The following is a 16872-nucleotide window of genomic DNA, read 5'->3' as shown; positions in this document are numbered from 1 at the left end:
GCGCGCAGCGTCCGCAGGCTCATGCGCAATCGTGCAGGCAAATCGCCTTGCCGACAGGCTCAGGGGCGGGGAATTGATATTGGACGTGAGAAGCTGCGCAGGTCGACCGGACCTGCAATGAGCCGATTCGCCCACCGCATCATCATGTCCGTGCTGCTGGTTGCGGCCCTCGTTCTGATCTGGAACGTGCTGGGGGCGCGCTGAGACGGCCCGGCCGATTCGCCGGAGCCGTCTTGCTTGCGGGTCTAAGAGGGGCGCTGCAGCGCCGCGCGAACTCGCCGCTAGTCCTTGCCCATCGCCGCATCGGCGCTGACCGAGCCGCCGCCGGCTGCCGACAAATAGAGGCAGGCGAAGCAGAACAGGATCGCCGCGGTGCCGCCATTGAGCAGCGGCAGGAACACCGGCGTTTCGCCCTTGAACATGTGGCCCATGAAATAGGCGAAGGCCATTTCACCGGAGAGGATGAAGGCGGCGAGGCGGGTGAACAGGCCGAGCATCAGGAGCGCACCGAGCACGAGCTCAATCGCGCCGGCGGTCCAGATCAGAGGCGGGATGTTCGCGAAGTAGGGAAGCACCGGAAACTTGAAGAGCTTCGCAACGCCGTACTGGAACAGCAAGAGGCCGGTGATGAAGCGAAACAGGCTCAAGAGAACCGGTTGAAAGCGGGTGAGATAGGGAAAGTTCATTGGTTTGTGCCCTCCATCCAATGCGCGACTAGGATCGTATTCAGCTGCGCCTCGCAAGCCATCCCGGATCGATTCCGCGCTGACATTTTCGTCATGTCGGACAAAACACCGCAACGCGTCCGCTTACGCCGGTTGCGCCGGATTTTTTTGCGTACGATGCGCGCGTGTCGTCCGTAATTCCCCGGTGACATCGAGGGATGCAGGTTACGTCGGGGAGACTTACTCCCGCAAGGCGGGGACGATCAGGAATGGAATCATTCCGAGGATCACGCTCGCAAGTGCGAAGGCGAGCAGGAGATTGTAGCCGTGCGTGACGTCGTGGATGAGGCCGCCGCTCCATGAGCCGAAGGCCGAGCCGAGGCCGCTGCCGATCGAGATGGTGCCGAAGATCGTGCCGACGCGCTTGCCGCGAAAGATCTTCATCGCGGTGGCCGTGATCAGCGGGCCGCGGGACCCCATCATGCTGCCGAAGCAGATGACGAAGCCGGTGAGCAGGATGACGTTCGGATAATACTGCAGTAGCCAGAGCAGGACGATGCCGAGAATCGAGATCGCGTAGCTGAGCAGCACCGATGGTCGCCGCCCGATCATGCCGTCGAGCGCGGAGACTCCCAACATGCCGAACACCAGGACGACTCCCGAAAAGCCCCAGGCCGTCGCGGCCTGCAGCGGCGGAAAGCCGGCGTCGATCAGATAGGCCACGATCTGCGCTGCAATGGAATACATGCCGACCGCAGTGAAGAAGAAGGTCGAGAACAGCGCCCAGAACGCGTGATGACGCATCGCGCTCGCAAGCGTCCAGCCGTTGTCGACGAAGTCAGGATCGCTCCTCTTGGTCACATGCGGCGAGCCGGCCGAAAACATCCGCCAGGGCAGGAGCATCAGCGGCACCAGCAAGGCCAGCGCGGCGAGGCCGAACAGCTGATACGTCTCACGCCAGCCGAGGTGGTCGATCAGGAGCTGCGAGGCCGGCAGCAGCGCCAGCACGCCGCCACCCATCGCCGAATACACCACCGCCATCGCGGTCGGCAGCTTGGGGCCGAACCAGCGGCCGAGCAGGATCGAGTTCGGCACGTTGCCGATGAATGCAACGCCGATGCCGACGCAGAGCCCGATCGAGAGCTGGAATTGCCAGAGCGCTTGCGCCCGGCTGGCGATCAGGAAGGCGGAGCCGAGCAGGAACAGTCCGAGCGCGTAGACGACGCGTGGTCCGGAATGGTCGAACAGGCGTCCGACCAGCGGTGCTGTCAGCCCGCTGATCAGCCAGGTCAGTGAATAGATCGAGACGACCTGCGCGCGGTCCCAGCCGAAGCTTTCAGAGATCGGCTTGAGGAAGACGGTGAAGCTCTCGCTGAGGCCGCGGCCTAGAACCGCCAGCGTGAAGCACAGCGCGAGCACAACGAGTGCGGTGCGCACAGCGCCTCGCTGCGAGCGCCGTGGTTCCGTGGTCGCTCCGCTGGACGCTTCCTTGGATGCTTCCTTGGATGCTTTTCTGGGCGTGTTCTGATCCATTGCCGGTCAGGGAGCGCGCTTCGGCGCAACCTGACAAGCAGCGAAAAGCTCATACGCCTATGCAGGCTTGATCAGGATGTGCTTCTTCTTGCCGAAGGACAGCTTGATCACGCCTTCGGGCGTGAGATTGGCCGCCGAGAGCGCCATCTTCTCGTCGGTGACGGGCTCGTCGTTGACACGCAGGCCGCCGCCCTTGATCTGCCGCCGCGCCTCGCCGTTGGAGGCAACCAGGCCCGCCCTGACGAAGGCGTTGAGCACGCCGAGGCCGGCGTCGAGCTCGCGGTGCGGAATTTCCACCGTCGGCAGGCTCTCGGCGAGCGCGCCTTCCTCGAAGGTGCGGCGCGCGGTCTCGGCGGCTTCGTTCGCGGCATCGCGGCCGTGCAGCAGCGCGGTCGCTTCGGTGGCGAGCACCTTCTTGGCCTCGTTGATCTCCGAGCCGCCGAGCGCCTCGAGCTTCTTGATCTCGGCCATCGGCAGCGTCGTGAACAGCTTCAGGAACTTGCCGACGTCGGCATCCTCGGTGTTGCGCCAGTACTGCCAGAAATCGTAAGGCGAGAACTGGTCGGCATTGAGCCACACCGCGCCTTGCGCGGTCTTGCCCATCTTGGCGCCCGAGGCCGTGGTCAGGAGCGGCGTCGTCAGCGCGAACAGCTGATGGGTGCCCATCCGGCGGCCGAGATCGACACCCATGATGATGTTGCCCCACTGGTCCGAGCCGCCCATCTGCAATTTGCAACCGGTGCGCTTGGCGAGCTCGACGAAGTCGTAGGCCTGGCAGACCATGTAGTTGAACTCGATGAAGCTCATCTCCTGCTCGCGCTCGAGGCGCAGGCGCACGGAGTCCATGGTCAGCATGCGGTTGACCGAGAAGTGCCGTCCGACGTCGCGCAGCATCTCGATCCAGTTCAGCTTGGTCAGCCACTCCGCATTGTCGAGCATGACGGCGTCACTCTTGCCCTCGCCATAGCGCAGCACCTTGGCGAACACGCCGCGGATCGATTCCTTGTTGGCCTCGATCTCGGCGACGGTGCGCATCGCGCGCGTCTCGTCCTTGCCGGAGGGATCGCCCACCATGGTGGTGCCGCCGCCCATCAGGGTGATCGGCTTGTTGCCGGACTGCTGCAGCCAATGCAGCATCATCATGGTCAGGTAGTTGCCGATATGCAGCGAGCGGGCGGTGCAATCGTAGCCGACATAGGCGGTCGCTTCGCCCTTGGCGGCGAGCGCGTCCAGCCCCTCGAAATCGGAGCACTGGTGGATGAAACCGCGTTCCTGCAGGATATTGAGAAAATCCGATTTAAATGCAGTCATCTGTCGGCATGCCCAACAATTCTTGGTTTACTGTTTCGGGAGCAATTTAAGGGTATTTCGGGGGAACCCGACTGCTGCCCGCCGCTTTGGCGCTGTGGCATTATAAGATGTGTCCCTCTGGCACAAGATCGGCATGCCGGAGCGGGGTCTTGAGGATGCTGATCCATGATGTTGACGGCACTCGGTTTGATGAGCGGCACCTCGCTGGACGGGGTGGATGTCGCGCTGATCGAAACCGATGGAAGACAGGTGAAGGCATTCGGGCCGTCGAGCTACCGGGCCTATACCCCGGCGGAGCGCAATCTGCTGCGCCAGGCGCTGAACGAGGCGGTGCATCTGCAGCGACGTGACGACCGGCCGGGCATTCTGGCCGAGGCCGAGCGCGTGGTGACGCTGGCCCACGCCGAGGCGGTTGCCGCCTTCATCGCCCAGAACCGCATGAAGCCCGAGGAAATCGACATCGTCGGCTTCCACGGTCAGACCGTGCTGCACCGGCCTGAACGGCGGCTGACGGTGCAGATCGGCGACGCGCCGGCGCTGGCCAGGGCGATCCATATTCCCGTGATGTACGATTTCCGCGCCGCTGATGTCGAGGCGGGCGGGCAGGGTGCGCCGCTCGTACCGGTCTACCATCGGGCGCTGGCGCAGTCGCTGGAGCGCGAGGGCCCGATCGTCGTGGTCAATATCGGCGGCGTCTCCAACATCACCTATATCGACGGCAATGAGACGCTGATCGCCTGCGATACCGGCCCCGGCAACGCGCTGCTCGACGATTTCATGTACCGCACCATGAACCAGGCGTTCGATGCCGAAGGCAAGTTCGCAGCGCTTGGCAAGGCAGACGAGGCCTGGATCGCCCGCGCGCTGGAGCTGCCGTTCTTCGCGTTGCCGCCGCCGAAATCGCTCGACCGCAACGACTTCGCTGGCCTCAGGCTCGGCGACGTCGCGCCGGCCGACGGCGCGGCGACCCTGACCGCTTTCACCGCAGCAGCGATCGCCCGCGTCATTCCGCTGCTGCCGCGGCGGCCGCGCAGCTGGATCGTCTGCGGCGGCGGCGCCCGCAACCTCACCATGCTGCGGATGCTGCGGGAGCGGGTCGGCTCGGCCACCGTCGAGGCGGCCGAGACGCTCGGCTGGGCCTCCGATGCCATCGAGGCGCAGGCCTTCGGCTTCCTCGCCGCCCGCGGGTTGAAGGGGCTGCCGCTGTCCTATCCCGCCACCACGGGCGTGCCGATGCCGATGACGGGCGGGGTAATTGCCAGGCCCTGAGGCGGCGGCCTCAGATCACGGCCGGTTGATGCAGACGCATCCAACTTGACGACTAGATGCAAATGCATCTATATGGATGCAATTGCATCTAACCGTCGGGATCCGCGCCATGACCGCGTCACTGAAATTGATCAGCCACAAGCTTTGCCCCTATGTGCAGCGCGCGGTGATCGCGCTGAAGGAGAAGGGCGTTCCGTTCGAGCGGATTGACATCGATCTGGCCAACAAGCCGGACTGGTTCTTGAAGCTCTCGCCGCTCGGCAAGGTGCCGGTGCTGGTGGTGACGACGGAGCAGGGCGAGGTCGCGGTGTTCGAGAGCAATGTGATCTGCGAGTACATCGAGGAAACCCAAGGCGGCGCGAAGCTGCATCCGGCGGATGCCTTGAAGCGGGCCGAGCACCGCGCCTGGATGGAGTTCGGCTCGGCGATCCTCGGCGATCTCTGGGGCCTGGAGACCACGACGGATCCGGCGACCTTCGAGAGCAAGCGCCAGGCGCTCGCGGCGAAATTCGCGCGCGTCGAGGCAGCGCTTGGCGCGGGCCCGTACTTCGCAGGCGAGGCGTTCAGCCTGGTCGATGCGGTGTTCGCGCCTGTGTTCCGTTACTTCGACCTGTTTGACGAACTGACCGAGCACGGCATCTTCACGGATGTTCCGAAGGTCCGAGCCTGGCGCGCCGCGCTGGCGAAGCGTCGAAGTGTCCGCACTGCCGTCGGCGAAGACTATCCGCAATTGCTGCGCGCTTTCCTTGTTCGTCACGACGCGCACCTGCTCAAGCTCGCGGCCTGAGCGCAGCGCAATGTCGCAGTCCGTGGCCTGGCTGATGCTGGTGATTGCCGGCCTGCTCGATGTCGGTTGGGCCATCGCGATGAAGTATGCGGAAGGCTACACGCGCGTCGGCTGGAGCATCGCCTCGCTGGTGCTGCTCGCCGCCTTCGTCGTGCTGCTCGGACGCTCCTTGAAGGTGCTCGAGGTCGGCGTCGCCTATTCGGTCTGGACCGGCATTGGCGCTGCCGGCACCTTCATCATGGGTGTCGTGCTGTTCGGGGAGACTCTGAGCGCGATGAAGCTGGCGGGCATCGCACTCGTCTTGCTGGGGATCGTCGCGCTCAAGCTGGCTTGAATTCGGAGCCCGGATGAGGCTTCGCTTCCATCCGGGCTACAAAGCTGCGGACTTTAGCGCACGTTGGCGAGACGCATGTCCAGGTACGCCGTGATGGTTTCCATCAGCGGCTCGAGCTTGGCATCGAAGAAGTGGTTGGCGCCGGGGATGATCTGCTGGTCGATCACGATGCCCTTCTGCGTCTTCAGCTTCTCGACCAGCGTATTGACGTCCTTGGGCGGCACCACCGCGTCCTTCTCGCCGTGAACGATCAGACCCGATGACGGGCAGGGCGCGAGGAACGAGAAGTCGTAGAGATTGGCGGGCGGCGCGATCGAGATGAAGCCCTCGACCTCGGGGCGGCGCATCAGAAGCTGCATGCCGATCCAGGCGCCGAAGGAGAAGCCGGCGACCCAGCAGGCGCGCGCCTCGGGATTGATGGTCTGTGCCCAGTCGAGCGCGGCGGCCGCATCCGACAATTCGCCGGTGCCGTGGTCGAACGAACCCTGGCTGCGGCCGACGCCGCGGAAGTTGAAGCGCAGCACCGAGAAACCGCGATGGGCGAAGGCGTAGTAGCACTGGTACACGATCTGATGGTTCATCGTGCCGTGAAACTGCGGGTGCGGATGCAGGATCATCGCGATCGGCGCGTTCTTCTGCTTCGCCGGGTGATAGCGGCCCTCGAGGCGGCCGGCGGGGCCAGTGAAAATAACTTCAGGCATCGATGATCTCTGATTTGAGTCCCTTGAGGTGATCCCTGCGCAATCGTCCGATTCTGGCTCTGCCCGCGTTGCCGCCGACAAGAGCGCGGATGAAAGGTGGAGAGGCGCGCCCTCGGATGATGCGCGAGTGGCGCGCAGGTGAACTGACGCGCGCTTCTAACACGAGGCCAGGGTCAAAAAGCAAGCTTCTTCGACATCTCTCAATCAGCTCAAGAGCTTAGCCGGTCATCGCAGTGTCATCTCTAGCTTGCCTCGCAGCACCTGGACCTGCCTGAAATTGGCCGGAGCGCGGCAAGCGCCGGCCGCTTTGCCGGAGGGTAGCGCTCAACCGATTGGAATTACGACTGTTTATGGATTGCCGGTTGATCGACGGCGGCGATTCCCGCTGGGGCGGTTCGGCTTCCGAGCGAGGCGACGGCCGGCCGGTATCGCCGGCTGCCGCCGAGCGTCTGGCCGTTGTCGAAGGCGAGTTCGAAATCTCCTGATGGCTTGAGGTCGACGCTGCGCACCCGGTCGAGATTGGCAAGCTTGGTCCGGTGAACGCGAACGATGGAAAAGTGCGCCAGCTCGCTTTCCGCGGCCGCGAGCGTGCCCCGGATCAGGTGCCGGGTGCCGTTGGCGAGGCTGTATTCGATGTAGTTGCCGGCGGACGCGACCCAGAGGATCTCGCGCGGCACCACGCGGATGCGGCTCGTGCCGTCGCGCAGCCAGATCAGATCGGGTGACGGCGGCTGCGCTGGAGTGGGCGCCGCCGACAGGGCGACGGCGGCGCTCTTCAGCTCACGCCGGCTTTCGAGCAGCCAGATCGTGGCGGCGATCAGGACGACGGCCACGGCGTCTTTCCGGAATTCGTACAGAACCGTCGCGAGCGAGAAACGGAAATCGTAGGTGCCACCCGCGAGCCACAGCGCGAGCTTCCGCACCCAGACCATGCCGGCGATGTGAAGGGTGGAGAAGCCGAGCAGGGCGATCGCTCCGATGGCAGCCTGAGCCCCGAGGCCAGGTGTCCGGCGCATGCGGCGCACCGCCAAGACCAGGATCGGCAGCAACAGCACGATGACGGCGATGCTCGACATCTCCCAAAACAGCCGCCGGCCGATGTCGTAGCTGTCGCCGCGCCAGGCCGCGTCCTGCGCGCCCGAGAACGCATTGACTACTCCGATCGCGAGCGCGACGGCCGCAATCGCGGCGAACATCATCCGGTCGCCACCGCTGATCCCAAAAGACCCGCGATTCGTCCCAACCGCCGGCGGCTCATCCCCTCGCGCCCGTGCCTGATCCCAAACCGGCTCGACGCGCGCCGCAGGCGGAGCATTTTCGGTGTCAGCCATGGCCCCAAAACCGCGTTTGTCGTCCCGTCAAGGAGCAGAAAACCATTACAACACCACAGCAATTCCAGAGCTCGGACAGACGTATCGATCTGGACTGGGTGCGGATTTTAGCCTTCGGGCTCTTGATCTTCTACCACGTCGGCATGCTCTACGTGTCCTGGGGATTCCACATCAAGAGCGTGCACCGGCTGACCTGGCTGGAACCGGTGATGCTATTCCTCAATCCCTGGCGGCTGTCGCTGCTGTTCCTGGTGTCAGGGGTTGCCACCCGTTTCATGCTCGGCAAGTCGGGCCTCGCCTCGCTCGCCGGCGCGCGGTCGGCGCGGCTCCTGATCCCGCTCGTCTTCGGCATGCTCGTGATCGTGCCGCCGCAGTCCTATCTCCAGATCGTCGAAAGCCTCGGCTATCCCGCCGGCTTCCTCGATTTTTACACCAGGCACTACTTTGCCTTCGGCGCACAGTTCTGTCCGAACCCGTGCATCGTGTTGCCGACCTGGAACCATCTCTGGTTCGTGGTTTACCTGTGGGTCTACACGATGGCCTTGATTGGCGTGCTCGCGCTATGGCCGGCCGGGGCTGACTGGCTTGGCCGGAAGCTGGCTGGCATGCTGGCCGGGCCACGGCTCCTGATCGTGCTCTGCCTGCTGTTTGCGGCCTGGCGCCTGGTGCTGTTTCCGGCTTTTCCCTCGACGCATGCGCTGTTCGGCGACTGGTACAACCATGCGGACCATGCAACGGCTTTCCTGATCGGTTTCCTGCTGGCCAGGCAGGAGGGGATCTGGCGTGAAGTCGAGCGCCAGCGTTGGGTGGCCCTGCTGGCGGCAGCCGCCTGCTTCTTGGCCTTCATCCTGGTTCGCGCCGGCCTGTTTGCGCCGTCGCCCGCACTGAAATGGGCCGCTGCTTCGGCCTATGGCTGCTATCAATGGCTCGCGATTTCCGCCGTGCTGGGCTTTGCGCGACATCACTTCACAGCCGACAGCCCCGCGCGGCGCTACCTGACCGAGGCGGTCTTCCCGTACTACATCGTGCATCAGACCGCGATCATCGTGATCGCGCACCGATTGCGCGACAGCGGTCTGTCGGCCGGGATCGAGGCCTGCATTGTCATCCTGGGGACCGCGCTCACATGTGTGGCGACCTATGAAATCGTTCGGCGCATGTCCTGGCTGAGGCCGCTGTTCGGATTGCGCGCGGTGCCGCGAAGGCTCGCAAAAATGGAGCAGCATCAGCCGGCCTGACGAGGTCCCGCCGTGCGGTTGGCCGGACGACAAAAGGTGCTAAGAGGGCCAGATGCCGAACCGTGTCTATCTCGACTGGAATGCGACCACGCCGCTGCGCCTCGAGGCGCGGGCGGCGATGGCCGCGGCCTTCGATCTGGTCGGCAATCCATCGTCTGTCCATGCCGAGGGGCGGGAGGCGCGGCGGCTGGTCGAGGACGCCCGCGCCGCGCTTGCGACGGCCGTGGGCGCTTTGCCGCGGAACGTTGTCTTCACCTCCGCCGGAACCGAGGCCAATGCGCTGGCGCTGTCGCCGGGGCTGCGGGGCCTGTCCGGCGGACCTGTCGAGCGGCTGCTGGTCTCCGCGGTCGAGCACGCCTCGGTGCTGGCCGGTGGCCGGTTTCCGGGTGCCGCGATCGGTTTGATCCGGGTCACGCGTTCCGGCGTGGTCGATCTTGAGCACCTCAAGGTCCAGCTCAGGGACGGCCCGCCGGCGCTGGTTTCCATCATGGCCGCCAACAATGAGACGGGTGCACTCCAGCCCGTCGCCGAGGCGGCGAGGATGGTCCATGAGGCCGGCGGCCTCCTGCACGTCGATGCAGTCCAGGCGCTGGGTAAAATCCCTTTTGACATCAAGGCCATCGGCGCAGACCTTGCGACCTTTTCCGCGCACAAGATCGGCGGCCCCAAGGGGGTCGGCGCACTGGTCGCGGCGGAGGGGATCGCCGGCCTCGAGCCGGTGCTGCGGGGCGGCGGGCAGGAGCTCAACCGTCGCGCCGGAACCGAGAATGTCGCCGGCATCGCGGGCTTCGGCGCGGCGGTGAAAGCCGCGCTTCAGGCTCTCCCGGAGGATGCGGAACGCATGGCAACCGTCAGGAATTGCTTGGAAAATGGCATCCGAGGGATCGCAGGCGCGACGATCTTCTCTGAGGATGCTGCGCGGTTGCCAAATACCGTGCTCTTCACGGCGCCCGGTCTCAAGGCCGAAACCGCCGTGATCGGTTTCGATCTTGAAGGCGTCGCCGTCTCCTCCGGTTCGGCCTGCTCCTCGGGCAAGGTCCAGCCGTCTCACGTTCTTTCAGCTATGGGATTTGACCCGGCGGTCGCCCAGGGAGCGGTGCGCCTCAGTCTGGGCTGGTCCACCGAACCTGAGGACATCAATAGGGCGTTAGAGGCTTGGCGAAAGCTTGGTAATACCCTACTTAAGACCTGAGCGACGAAACACGGCTTGAACGGTTCTAAGCCCGTGCTTTCCGCGGAGAAATATCGTAATACTCGTCCGAGTTTGATCCACCGCGGTCCTTGAAACCGCGAGCGGAGGATGGAATGCCAGCCGTACAAGAGACGGTCGAGCGCGTGAAGCGCATCGACGTCGACCAGTATCGTTATGGGTTTGAGACCCTGATCGACTCCGAGAAGGCCCCCAAGGGGCTGTCGGAGGAAATCGTCAAGTTCATCTCGCAGAAGAAGAACGAACCCGCCTGGATGCTGCAGTGGCGGCTAGAGGCCTATCGGCGCTGGCTGACCATGCAGGAGCCGACCTGGGCGCGCGTCGATTATCCCAAAATCGACTTCCAGGACCTCTATTACTACGCGGCGCCGAAGCCGAAGAAGACGGTCTCGTCGCTGGACGAGATCGATCCGGAGATTCTGAAGACCTACGAGAAGCTCGGCATCCCCTTGCGGGAGGTCGCCATGCTCGAAGGCGTCGAGCCGAAGGTGGGCGAGGACGATCCGGCGCGGCGCAAGATCGCGGTCGATGCGGTGTTCGATTCGGTCTCGGTTGCGACCACGTTCAAGGCGGAGCTGAAGAAGGCCGGCGTGATCTTCATGCCGATCTCCGAGGCGATCCGCGAGCATCCCGAACTGGTGCAGAAATATCTCGGTTCGGTGGTTCCGACCTCGGACAATTTCTATGCGACGCTGAACTCGGCGGTGTTCTCCGACGGCTCGTTCGTCTACGTGCCGCCGGGCGTGCGCTGCCCGATGGAGCTGTCGACCTATTTCCGCATCAACGAGCGCAACACCGGCCAGTTCGAGCGCACGCTGATCATCGCCGACAAGGGGGCCTACGTCTCCTATCTCGAAGGCTGCACCGCGCCGCAGCGCGACGAGAATCAGCTGCATGCCGCCGTGGTCGAGCTGGTCGCGCTCGACGATGCCGAGATCAAATATTCGACCGTGCAGAACTGGTATCCCGGCAATTCGGAAGGCAAGGGCGGCATCTACAATTTCGTCACCAAGCGTGGCGACTGCCGCGGCGCCAACTCCAAGATCTCCTGGACCCAGGTCGAGACGGGTTCGGCGATCACCTGGAAATATCCGAGCTGCATTCTGCGCGGCGACAATTCCCGCGGCGAGTTCTATTCAATCGCGATCTCGAACGGCTTCCAGCAGGTCGATAGCGGCACCAAGATGATCCATCTCGGCAAGAACACGTCGAGCCGCATCATCTCCAAGGGCATCGCCGCCGGCAAGTCGCAGAACACCTATCGCGGCCTCGTCACCGCGCACCGGAAAGCCACCGGCGCGCGCAACTTCACCGCCTGCGACTCGCTGCTGATCGGCGACAAATGCGGCGCGCACACCGTGCCGTACATCGAGGCGAAGAACTCCTCGGCGACGTTCGAGCACGAGGCGACGACCTCGAAGATCTCCGAGGACGTGCTGTTCTACTGCATCCAGCGCGGGCTCAGCCAGGAGGAGGCGGTCGGCCTCGTCGTCAACGGCTTCGTCAAGGACGTGCTGCAGCAGCTGCCGATGGAGTTCGCGGTGGAAGCGCAGAAGCTGATCTCGATCTCGCTCGAAGGGTCGGTCGGCTAGCTCGGACCTCATCCCGAGGAGGCCGCGCAAGCGGATGTCTCGAAGGATGGATACCGGAAAGATTGGTGGCCTCAATCCTTCGAGACGCGCCTTCGGCGCTCCTCAGGATGAGGGGATAGATGGAAAAACATTATGGCTTTGCTTGAAGTGAAAGACCTCAAGGTTCGTGTCGAGGAGCGTGAGATCCTCCACGGGCTGACGCTGACCGTGAACGAGGGCGAGGTGCACGCGATCATGGGGCCGAACGGCTCCGGCAAATCGACGCTCTCCCACGTCATCGCCGGCAAGCCCGGCTATGAGGTCACCGACGGCCAGATCCTGTTCAAGGGCGAGGACCTGCTGGAGATGGAGCCGGACGAGCGCGCCGCCAAAGGCGTGTTCCTGGCGTTCCAGTACCCGGTCGAGATTCCCGGCGTCGCCACCATGAATTTTCTGCGCACGGCGCTGAACGCCCAGCGCAAGGCGCGCGGCGAGGCTGAATTCTCGACCCCGGATTTCCTGAAGAAGGTCCGCGAGGTCTCGAAGTCGCTGAACATCCCGCAGGACATGCTCAAGCGCGGCGTCAATGTCGGCTTCTCCGGCGGCGAGAAGAAGCGCAACGAGGTGCTGCAGATGGCGCTGTTCGAGCCCAGCCTGTGCATCCTCGACGAGATGGATTCCGGCCTCGACATCGACGCGCTGCGGATCGCGGCCGACGGCGTCAACGCGCTGCGCTCGCCGGGGCGCGCGATGGTCGTCATCACCCACTACCAGCGACTGCTCAACTACATCGTGCCCGACGTCGTGCATGTGATGTCGAAGGGCCGCGTCGTGAAGAGCGGCGGCAAGGAACTGGCGCTGGAGCTGGAAGCGTCCGGCTACGCCCAGTTCGAGGATGCCGCGTAAGGATTGTTTGCGATGAACGTTGCTGTGGCAAAGACCGGAAACGGCCGCGCGGTAAGCGATCTTTTCGCCAGCGCCGAGGGCCGGCTGCCGGGTTCGCCTGCGGTCACGGCCGTGCGCCGCGAGGCATTCGAGACCTATGAGCGCCTCGGCCTGCCGCACCGTCGGATCGAGGAATGGAAATACACCGACCTGCGTGCGCTGGTCGGCGAGGTGCTGCCGTTGGCAGCAGCGCCCGATGCCGCCGCGCTGAAGCGCGCTGCGGAGGCGGTCAAGGTCCATGCGATCGACGGCGCCCGCAAGCTGGTGCTGGTCGATGGCGTGTTCGCGGCCGATCTGTCCGATGTGAAGGCGCTTGCCGCCGAGGCGGGCTTCAAGACGTCGCGTGAGGCGCTGGAGAAGGATGCCAGCCTCCTGACAACCGCAACCACCGACGCCGTGATCGCACTCAACGCGGCCATGGCGACCGACGGCGTGGTCTTGTCGATTGCGGACGGCGCGCAGCTGTCCGCGCCGATCCAGATCATCCACATCGCGACCGCCGCGTCGACCTCGGCATTCACCCGCTCGCAGGTGACGGTCGGGAAGGGCGCTCGCGTCACCATCGTCGAGACTTTTGTTGCGGCGGAAGCCAAGGCCTATCAGGTCAATGACGCCGTCGTCGTCTCCGTCGGCGACAGCGCCGATGTCGCGCACATCCGCCTGATGGACGACGCGCCTGACGCAGTGAACGTCACCTCGCAGTTCGTCACCATCGGCGCCAACGTGAAGTTCAATTTCTTCAACATGACCACCGGCGCTGCGGTGAGCCGTCTTCAGGGCTTCATCACGCTGGCCGGCGAGGGCAGTGAGCTCTCGGCCAACGGTGTCAACCTGTTGAAGAAGACCGAACATGGCGACACCACGCTGGTGGTCGATCATGCCGTGCCGAACTGCGTCAGCCGCGAGACCTTCCGCGCGGTGATCGACGAGCGCGGCCACTCGGTGTTCCAGGGCCGCATCATCGTCCGTCCCGACGCACAGAAGACCGACGGCAAGATGATGACCCGTGCGCTGCTACTGTCGGACGAGGCCGAGGCCGACAACAAGCCCGAGCTCGAGATCTTCGCCGATGACGTCTCCTGCGGCCATGGCGCCACCGCCGGCGCGCTCGACGACAGCCTGCTGTTCTATCTGAAGGCCCGCGGCCTGCCCGAGAAGCAGGCCCAGGCGCTGCTGATCCAGGCCTTCGTCGGCGAAGCGATCGAGCAGATCGCCGATGATGGCTTGCGCGAGCACGTGATCGGCGTCGCCGAACGCTGGCTGGAGCGTCGCCAATGAGCACGCATCCCGCGGTCAAGAACGGAGCCTATGACGTTGCGCGGGTGCGTCAGGATTTTCCGGCGCTTAGCCTGCAGGTCTACGGCAAGAAGCTGGTCTATCTCGACAACGCCGCCTCGGCGCAGAAGCCGAGCGCCGTGCTCGAGCGCATGACGCAGGCCTATACGTCCGAATACGCCAACGTGCATCGCGGCCTGCATTACCTCGCCAATGCGGCGACCGAAGCCTATGAGGGCGGTCGCACCAAGGTGGCGCAGTTCATCAACGCGCCGCTTACGGAAGAAGTGATCTTCACCCGCAATGCGACCGAGGCAATCAACCTGGTCGCATCCTCGTGGGGTGCTCCCAATATCGGGGAAGGCGACGAGATCGTCATCTCGATCATGGAGCACCACTCCAACATCGTGCCCTGGCATTTCCTGAGGGAACGCCAAGGTGCGGTGATCAAGTGGGCGCCTGTCGACGACGAGGGCAATTTCCTCATCGAGGAGTTCGAGAAGCTCCTGAGCCCGAAGACCAAGCTGGTCGCGATCACACAGATGTCGAACGCGCTCGGCACCATCGTGCCGGTCAAGGACGTGGTGAAGATCGCGCATGCACGCGGCATTCCCGTGCTGGTGGACGGCAGCCAGGGTGCGGTGCATCTGCCGGTCGACGTCCAGGATCTCGGCTGCGACTTCTACGTCTTCACCGGCCACAAGGTCTACGGCCCGACCGGCATCGGCGTGCTCTGGGCCAAGTACGACCACCTCGTCGCGATGCGCCCCTTCAACGGCGGCGGCGAGATGATCCGCGAGGTCACGCGCGACGTCGTCACCTATGGCGATCCCCCGCACAAATTCGAGGCGGGCACGCCGGCGATCATCGAGGCGGTCGGGCTTGGCGCGGCCATCGACTACGTCAACTCGATCGGCAAGGAGCGCATCGCCGCCCACGAGGCCGACCTCACGGCCTACGCCCAGGAGCGCCTGCGCGAGATCAACTCGCTGCGGCTGATCGGCACGGCGCGGGGCAAGGGCCCCGTGATCTCCTTCGAGCTTGGGGGCGCGCACGCGCACGACGTCGCGACCGTGATCGATCGCCAGGGCATCGCGGTGCGGGCCGGCACCCATTGCGTGATGCCGCTTTTAGAGCGGTTCAACGTGACGGCCACCTGCCGGGCCTCGTTCGGCATGTATAATACGCGGGAAGAAGTCGATCATCTGGCACAGGCGCTCTTGAAGGCGCGGGATTTGTTCGCATGAGTGACACGGCCGAAATCAAAGCCAATCCGATGGAGACCCATTCGGCGCTGCCGCCGGAGGAGACCGAGCGGCTGACCCGCGAGATCATCGCCGGGCTCAAGACCGTGTTCGACCCGGAAATCCCGGCCGACATTTACGAGCTCGGCCTGATCTACAAGGTCGAGATCAAGGACGACCGTTCGGTCGACGTCCAGATGACGCTGACGACGCCGAACTGCCCGGCCGCCGGCGAGCTGCCGACCATGGTCGAGAACGCGGTTGCCAGCGTCCCCGGAGTGGGCGTGGTCGACGTCAAGGTGGTCTGGGAGCCGCCGTGGTCGCCCGAGCGCATGAGCGACGAGGCGCGTCTCGTCCTCAACATGTGGTGACGCTTAAGGCCGGCATTGAATTCGCTCCGCAACGGACCAGATAGATAAGATGACCCAGATTTCGTCAGGTTCGACCCCAGCATCCGCTCCGAAGCCGCGGCGTCCTCGTCCGCAGGTGATGCGGCTGACGGATGCGGCTGCCCAGCGCATCACCGAGCTGACCCAGCGCGCCGATTCCGAGATCGTGGGTCTGCGCGTCGGCGTGAAGAACGGCGGCTGCGCCGGTCAGTCCTACACGGTCGAATATGCCCACGAGATCCGGCCGACCGACGAGGTGGTCGAGGACAAGGGCGTCAAGATCCTGGTCGACCCCAAGGCCGTGCTGTTCCTGCTCGGTACCGAGATGGACTACAAGGCCGACAAGATGCAGGCCCAGTTCGTCTTCAACAATCCCAACCAGATCTCCGCCTGCGGCTGCGGCGAGTCGGTCGAGCTGCGGCCGGCCAAGATCGACGGGTAGTCTCTCCAGCATCATTGCGAGGAGCCCGCGACAAAACTGCGAAGCAATTTTGCGCAAGGCGACCAAGCAATCCAGACTGTCGCAGCGGCGGAAGTCCGGATTGCTTCGCTTCGCGCGCAATGACGGAAATGCTATGAAGGCTCACTTGCTTGCGCAGGGAAGCCTCCGATGGACCGCGAATTCCTGACCGACCTGTTCGCCGATTTCGGCCCCGTCACCATCCGCAAGATGTTCTCCGGCTACGGCATCTCCGCCGATGGCATCAACTTCGCGCTGTCGCTGCGAGCAGGCCTGTTCTTCCGGGCCGATGATGTGACCATCCCGGATTTCGAGACGGAAGGCTCAAAGCCGTTTCAATATTCGACCCGCGCCAAGACGGTGGTGGTGAACTCCTATTGGGAGGTGCCGGCACGCCTGTTCGACGATTCCGAGGAGTTCGCACAATGGGCAAGGGCGGCGCTCGCCGCCGCCCAGCGCGCCAAGGTGAAGAAGCGGCCGAAGGGGAAGACGGCGGCCAGCAAGAAGGTTGCTCTGAAGCCGCCAAAGAAGATCGCCAAGTCCGCAAAGGCGACGAGAGAGGCAGGCAACAAAAGCCTGGCGCGCAAGCGTACCAAGCGAAGAGCGTGA

The 16872-nt window shown here is 64.3% G+C and carries 17 protein-coding genes; 12 read left to right on the top strand and 5 right to left on the bottom strand.

What is annotated here, in order from left to right:
• Window positions 1–281: 281 nt before the first annotated feature.
• The 3 genes from P6U31_RS20025 to tyrS all read right to left on the bottom strand — a co-directional run bounded on the left by P6U31_RS20025 (window position 282) and on the right by tyrS (window position 3509).
• Window positions 282–686: a DoxX family protein gene (locus P6U31_RS20025; RefSeq protein ID WP_407183391.1), complete on the bottom strand. Its 405-nt coding sequence runs from the start codon at window positions 684–686 to the stop codon at window positions 282–284.
• Window positions 687–905: 219 nt separating this feature from the next.
• Window positions 906–2198, bottom strand: a complete 1293-nt coding sequence (locus P6U31_RS20020; protein ID WP_407183390.1) for an MFS transporter — start codon at window positions 2196–2198, stop codon at window positions 906–908.
• 57 nt (window positions 2199–2255) lie between these two features.
• Window positions 2256–3509 carry a tyrosine--tRNA ligase gene (gene tyrS, locus P6U31_RS20015; RefSeq protein ID WP_407183389.1) on the bottom strand — a complete coding sequence of 418 codons (1254 nt, stop codon included), beginning with the start codon at window positions 3507–3509 and terminating at the stop codon, window positions 2256–2258.
• Window positions 3510–3674: 165 nt separating this feature from the next.
• Between tyrS and P6U31_RS20010 the strand changes: the two genes are divergently transcribed.
• From P6U31_RS20010 to P6U31_RS20000, 3 genes are all read left to right on the top strand, one after another.
• The gene (locus P6U31_RS20010) at window positions 3675–4778 is read left to right on the top strand and encodes an anhydro-N-acetylmuramic acid kinase (protein WP_407183388.1); all 1104 of its coding nucleotides are present in this window, start codon (window positions 3675–3677) and stop codon (window positions 4776–4778) included.
• A gap of 109 nt (window positions 4779–4887) precedes the next feature.
• Window positions 4888–5565 carry a glutathione S-transferase family protein gene (locus tag P6U31_RS20005; RefSeq protein ID WP_407183387.1) on the top strand — a complete coding sequence of 226 codons (678 nt, stop codon included), beginning with the start codon at window positions 4888–4890 and terminating at the stop codon, window positions 5563–5565.
• A gap of 10 nt (window positions 5566–5575) precedes the next feature.
• Window positions 5576–5899 carry a DMT family transporter gene (locus P6U31_RS20000; RefSeq protein WP_407183386.1) on the top strand — a complete coding sequence of 108 codons (324 nt, stop codon included), beginning with the start codon at window positions 5576–5578 and terminating at the stop codon, window positions 5897–5899.
• Between the two features lie 53 nt (window positions 5900–5952).
• On the opposite strand, the gene P6U31_RS19995 is transcribed toward P6U31_RS20000, so the two are convergent.
• Both P6U31_RS19995 and P6U31_RS19990 read right to left on the bottom strand, forming a co-directional pair.
• Window positions 5953–6600 (bottom strand): alpha/beta hydrolase, encoded by a 648-nt coding sequence (locus P6U31_RS19995; protein ID WP_024337874.1) that lies wholly within the window; start codon window positions 6598–6600, stop codon window positions 5953–5955.
• Between the two features lie 338 nt (window positions 6601–6938).
• Window positions 6939–7931, bottom strand: a complete 993-nt coding sequence (locus P6U31_RS19990; protein WP_407183384.1) for a LytTR family DNA-binding domain-containing protein — start codon at window positions 7929–7931, stop codon at window positions 6939–6941.
• A gap of 44 nt (window positions 7932–7975) precedes the next feature.
• Between P6U31_RS19990 and P6U31_RS19985 the strand changes: the two genes are divergently transcribed.
• The 9 genes from P6U31_RS19985 to P6U31_RS19945 all read left to right on the top strand — a co-directional run bounded on the left by P6U31_RS19985 (window position 7976) and on the right by P6U31_RS19945 (window position 16872).
• Window positions 7976–9169 carry an acyltransferase family protein gene (locus P6U31_RS19985; protein ID WP_407189892.1) on the top strand — a complete coding sequence of 398 codons (1194 nt, stop codon included), beginning with the start codon at window positions 7976–7978 and terminating at the stop codon, window positions 9167–9169.
• Between the two features lie 52 nt (window positions 9170–9221).
• Window positions 9222–10361, top strand: a complete 1140-nt coding sequence (locus P6U31_RS19980) for a cysteine desulfurase family protein (protein WP_407183383.1) — start codon at window positions 9222–9224, stop codon at window positions 10359–10361.
• A gap of 113 nt (window positions 10362–10474) precedes the next feature.
• Window positions 10475–11971 (top strand): Fe-S cluster assembly protein SufB, encoded by a 1497-nt coding sequence (sufB, locus tag P6U31_RS19975; RefSeq protein ID WP_407183382.1) that lies wholly within the window; start codon window positions 10475–10477, stop codon window positions 11969–11971.
• A 132-nt stretch (window positions 11972–12103) separates the two neighbouring features.
• Window positions 12104–12856, top strand: coding sequence for a Fe-S cluster assembly ATPase SufC (sufC, locus tag P6U31_RS19970; RefSeq protein ID WP_407183381.1), 753 nt, complete (start codon window positions 12104–12106; stop codon window positions 12854–12856).
• A gap of 12 nt (window positions 12857–12868) precedes the next feature.
• Window positions 12869–14173, top strand: coding sequence for a Fe-S cluster assembly protein SufD (sufD, locus tag P6U31_RS19965; RefSeq protein WP_407183380.1), 1305 nt, complete (start codon window positions 12869–12871; stop codon window positions 14171–14173).
• A complete protein-coding gene (locus tag P6U31_RS19960; protein WP_407183379.1) occupies window positions 14170–15417 on the top strand; it encodes a cysteine desulfurase in 1248 nt (415 codons plus the stop codon). The genes sufD and P6U31_RS19960 overlap by 4 nt, the downstream gene beginning before the upstream one ends.
• Window positions 15414–15785 (top strand): SUF system Fe-S cluster assembly protein, encoded by a 372-nt coding sequence (locus tag P6U31_RS19955; RefSeq protein WP_018641712.1) that lies wholly within the window; start codon window positions 15414–15416, stop codon window positions 15783–15785. Before P6U31_RS19960 ends, P6U31_RS19955 begins: the two co-directional genes overlap by 4 nt.
• Window positions 15786–15834: 49 nt before the next feature.
• The gene (locus P6U31_RS19950; protein ID WP_100180411.1) at window positions 15835–16245 is read left to right on the top strand and encodes an iron-sulfur cluster assembly accessory protein; all 411 of its coding nucleotides are present in this window, start codon (window positions 15835–15837) and stop codon (window positions 16243–16245) included.
• Window positions 16246–16413: 168 nt separating this feature from the next.
• Entirely contained in the window at window positions 16414–16872 is a 459-nt protein-coding gene (locus P6U31_RS19945; RefSeq protein WP_407183378.1) for a TfoX/Sxy family protein, read from the top strand.

This window comes from Bradyrhizobium centrosematis, from assembly GCF_045571495.1.
In the GTDB taxonomy this organism is placed as follows: domain Bacteria; phylum Pseudomonadota; class Alphaproteobacteria; order Rhizobiales; family Xanthobacteraceae; genus Bradyrhizobium; species Bradyrhizobium centrosematis.
The sequence above is the reverse complement of the archived record's forward strand: the minus strand, read 5'-3'. Positions and strand labels throughout refer to the sequence as shown.

Excerpts from the sequence above, each read along its gene's own strand:
- P6U31_RS20025 (WP_407183391.1), bottom strand. The coding sequence starts at position 686 with ATGAACTTTCCCTATCTCACCCGCTTTCAACCGGTTCTCTTGAGCCTG.
- P6U31_RS20020 (WP_407183390.1), bottom strand. The coding sequence starts at position 2,198 with ATGGATCAGAACACGCCCAGAAAAGCATCCAAGGAAGCATCCAAGGAA.
- tyrS (WP_407183389.1), bottom strand. The coding sequence starts at position 3,509 with ATGACTGCATTTAAATCGGATTTTCTCAATATCCTGCAGGAACGCGGT.
- P6U31_RS20010 (WP_407183388.1), top strand. The coding sequence starts at position 3,675 with ATGATGTTGACGGCACTCGGTTTGATGAGCGGCACCTCGCTGGACGGG.
- P6U31_RS20005 (WP_407183387.1), top strand. The coding sequence starts at position 4,888 with ATGACCGCGTCACTGAAATTGATCAGCCACAAGCTTTGCCCCTATGTG.
- P6U31_RS20000 (WP_407183386.1), top strand. The coding sequence starts at position 5,576 with ATGTCGCAGTCCGTGGCCTGGCTGATGCTGGTGATTGCCGGCCTGCTC.
- P6U31_RS19995 (WP_024337874.1), bottom strand. The coding sequence starts at position 6,600 with ATGCCTGAAGTTATTTTCACTGGCCCCGCCGGCCGCCTCGAGGGCCGC.
- P6U31_RS19990 (WP_407183384.1), bottom strand. The coding sequence starts at position 7,931 with ATGGCTGACACCGAAAATGCTCCGCCTGCGGCGCGCGTCGAGCCGGTT.
- P6U31_RS19980 (WP_407183383.1), top strand. The coding sequence starts at position 9,222 with ATGCCGAACCGTGTCTATCTCGACTGGAATGCGACCACGCCGCTGCGC.
- sufB (WP_407183382.1), top strand. The coding sequence starts at position 10,475 with ATGCCAGCCGTACAAGAGACGGTCGAGCGCGTGAAGCGCATCGACGTC.
- sufC (WP_407183381.1), top strand. The coding sequence starts at position 12,104 with ATGGCTTTGCTTGAAGTGAAAGACCTCAAGGTTCGTGTCGAGGAGCGT.
- sufD (WP_407183380.1), top strand. The coding sequence starts at position 12,869 with ATGAACGTTGCTGTGGCAAAGACCGGAAACGGCCGCGCGGTAAGCGAT.
- P6U31_RS19960 (WP_407183379.1), top strand. The coding sequence starts at position 14,170 with ATGAGCACGCATCCCGCGGTCAAGAACGGAGCCTATGACGTTGCGCGG.
- P6U31_RS19955 (WP_018641712.1), top strand. The coding sequence starts at position 15,414 with ATGAGTGACACGGCCGAAATCAAAGCCAATCCGATGGAGACCCATTCG.
- P6U31_RS19950 (WP_100180411.1), top strand. The coding sequence starts at position 15,835 with ATGACCCAGATTTCGTCAGGTTCGACCCCAGCATCCGCTCCGAAGCCG.
- P6U31_RS19945 (WP_407183378.1), top strand. The coding sequence starts at position 16,414 with ATGGACCGCGAATTCCTGACCGACCTGTTCGCCGATTTCGGCCCCGTC.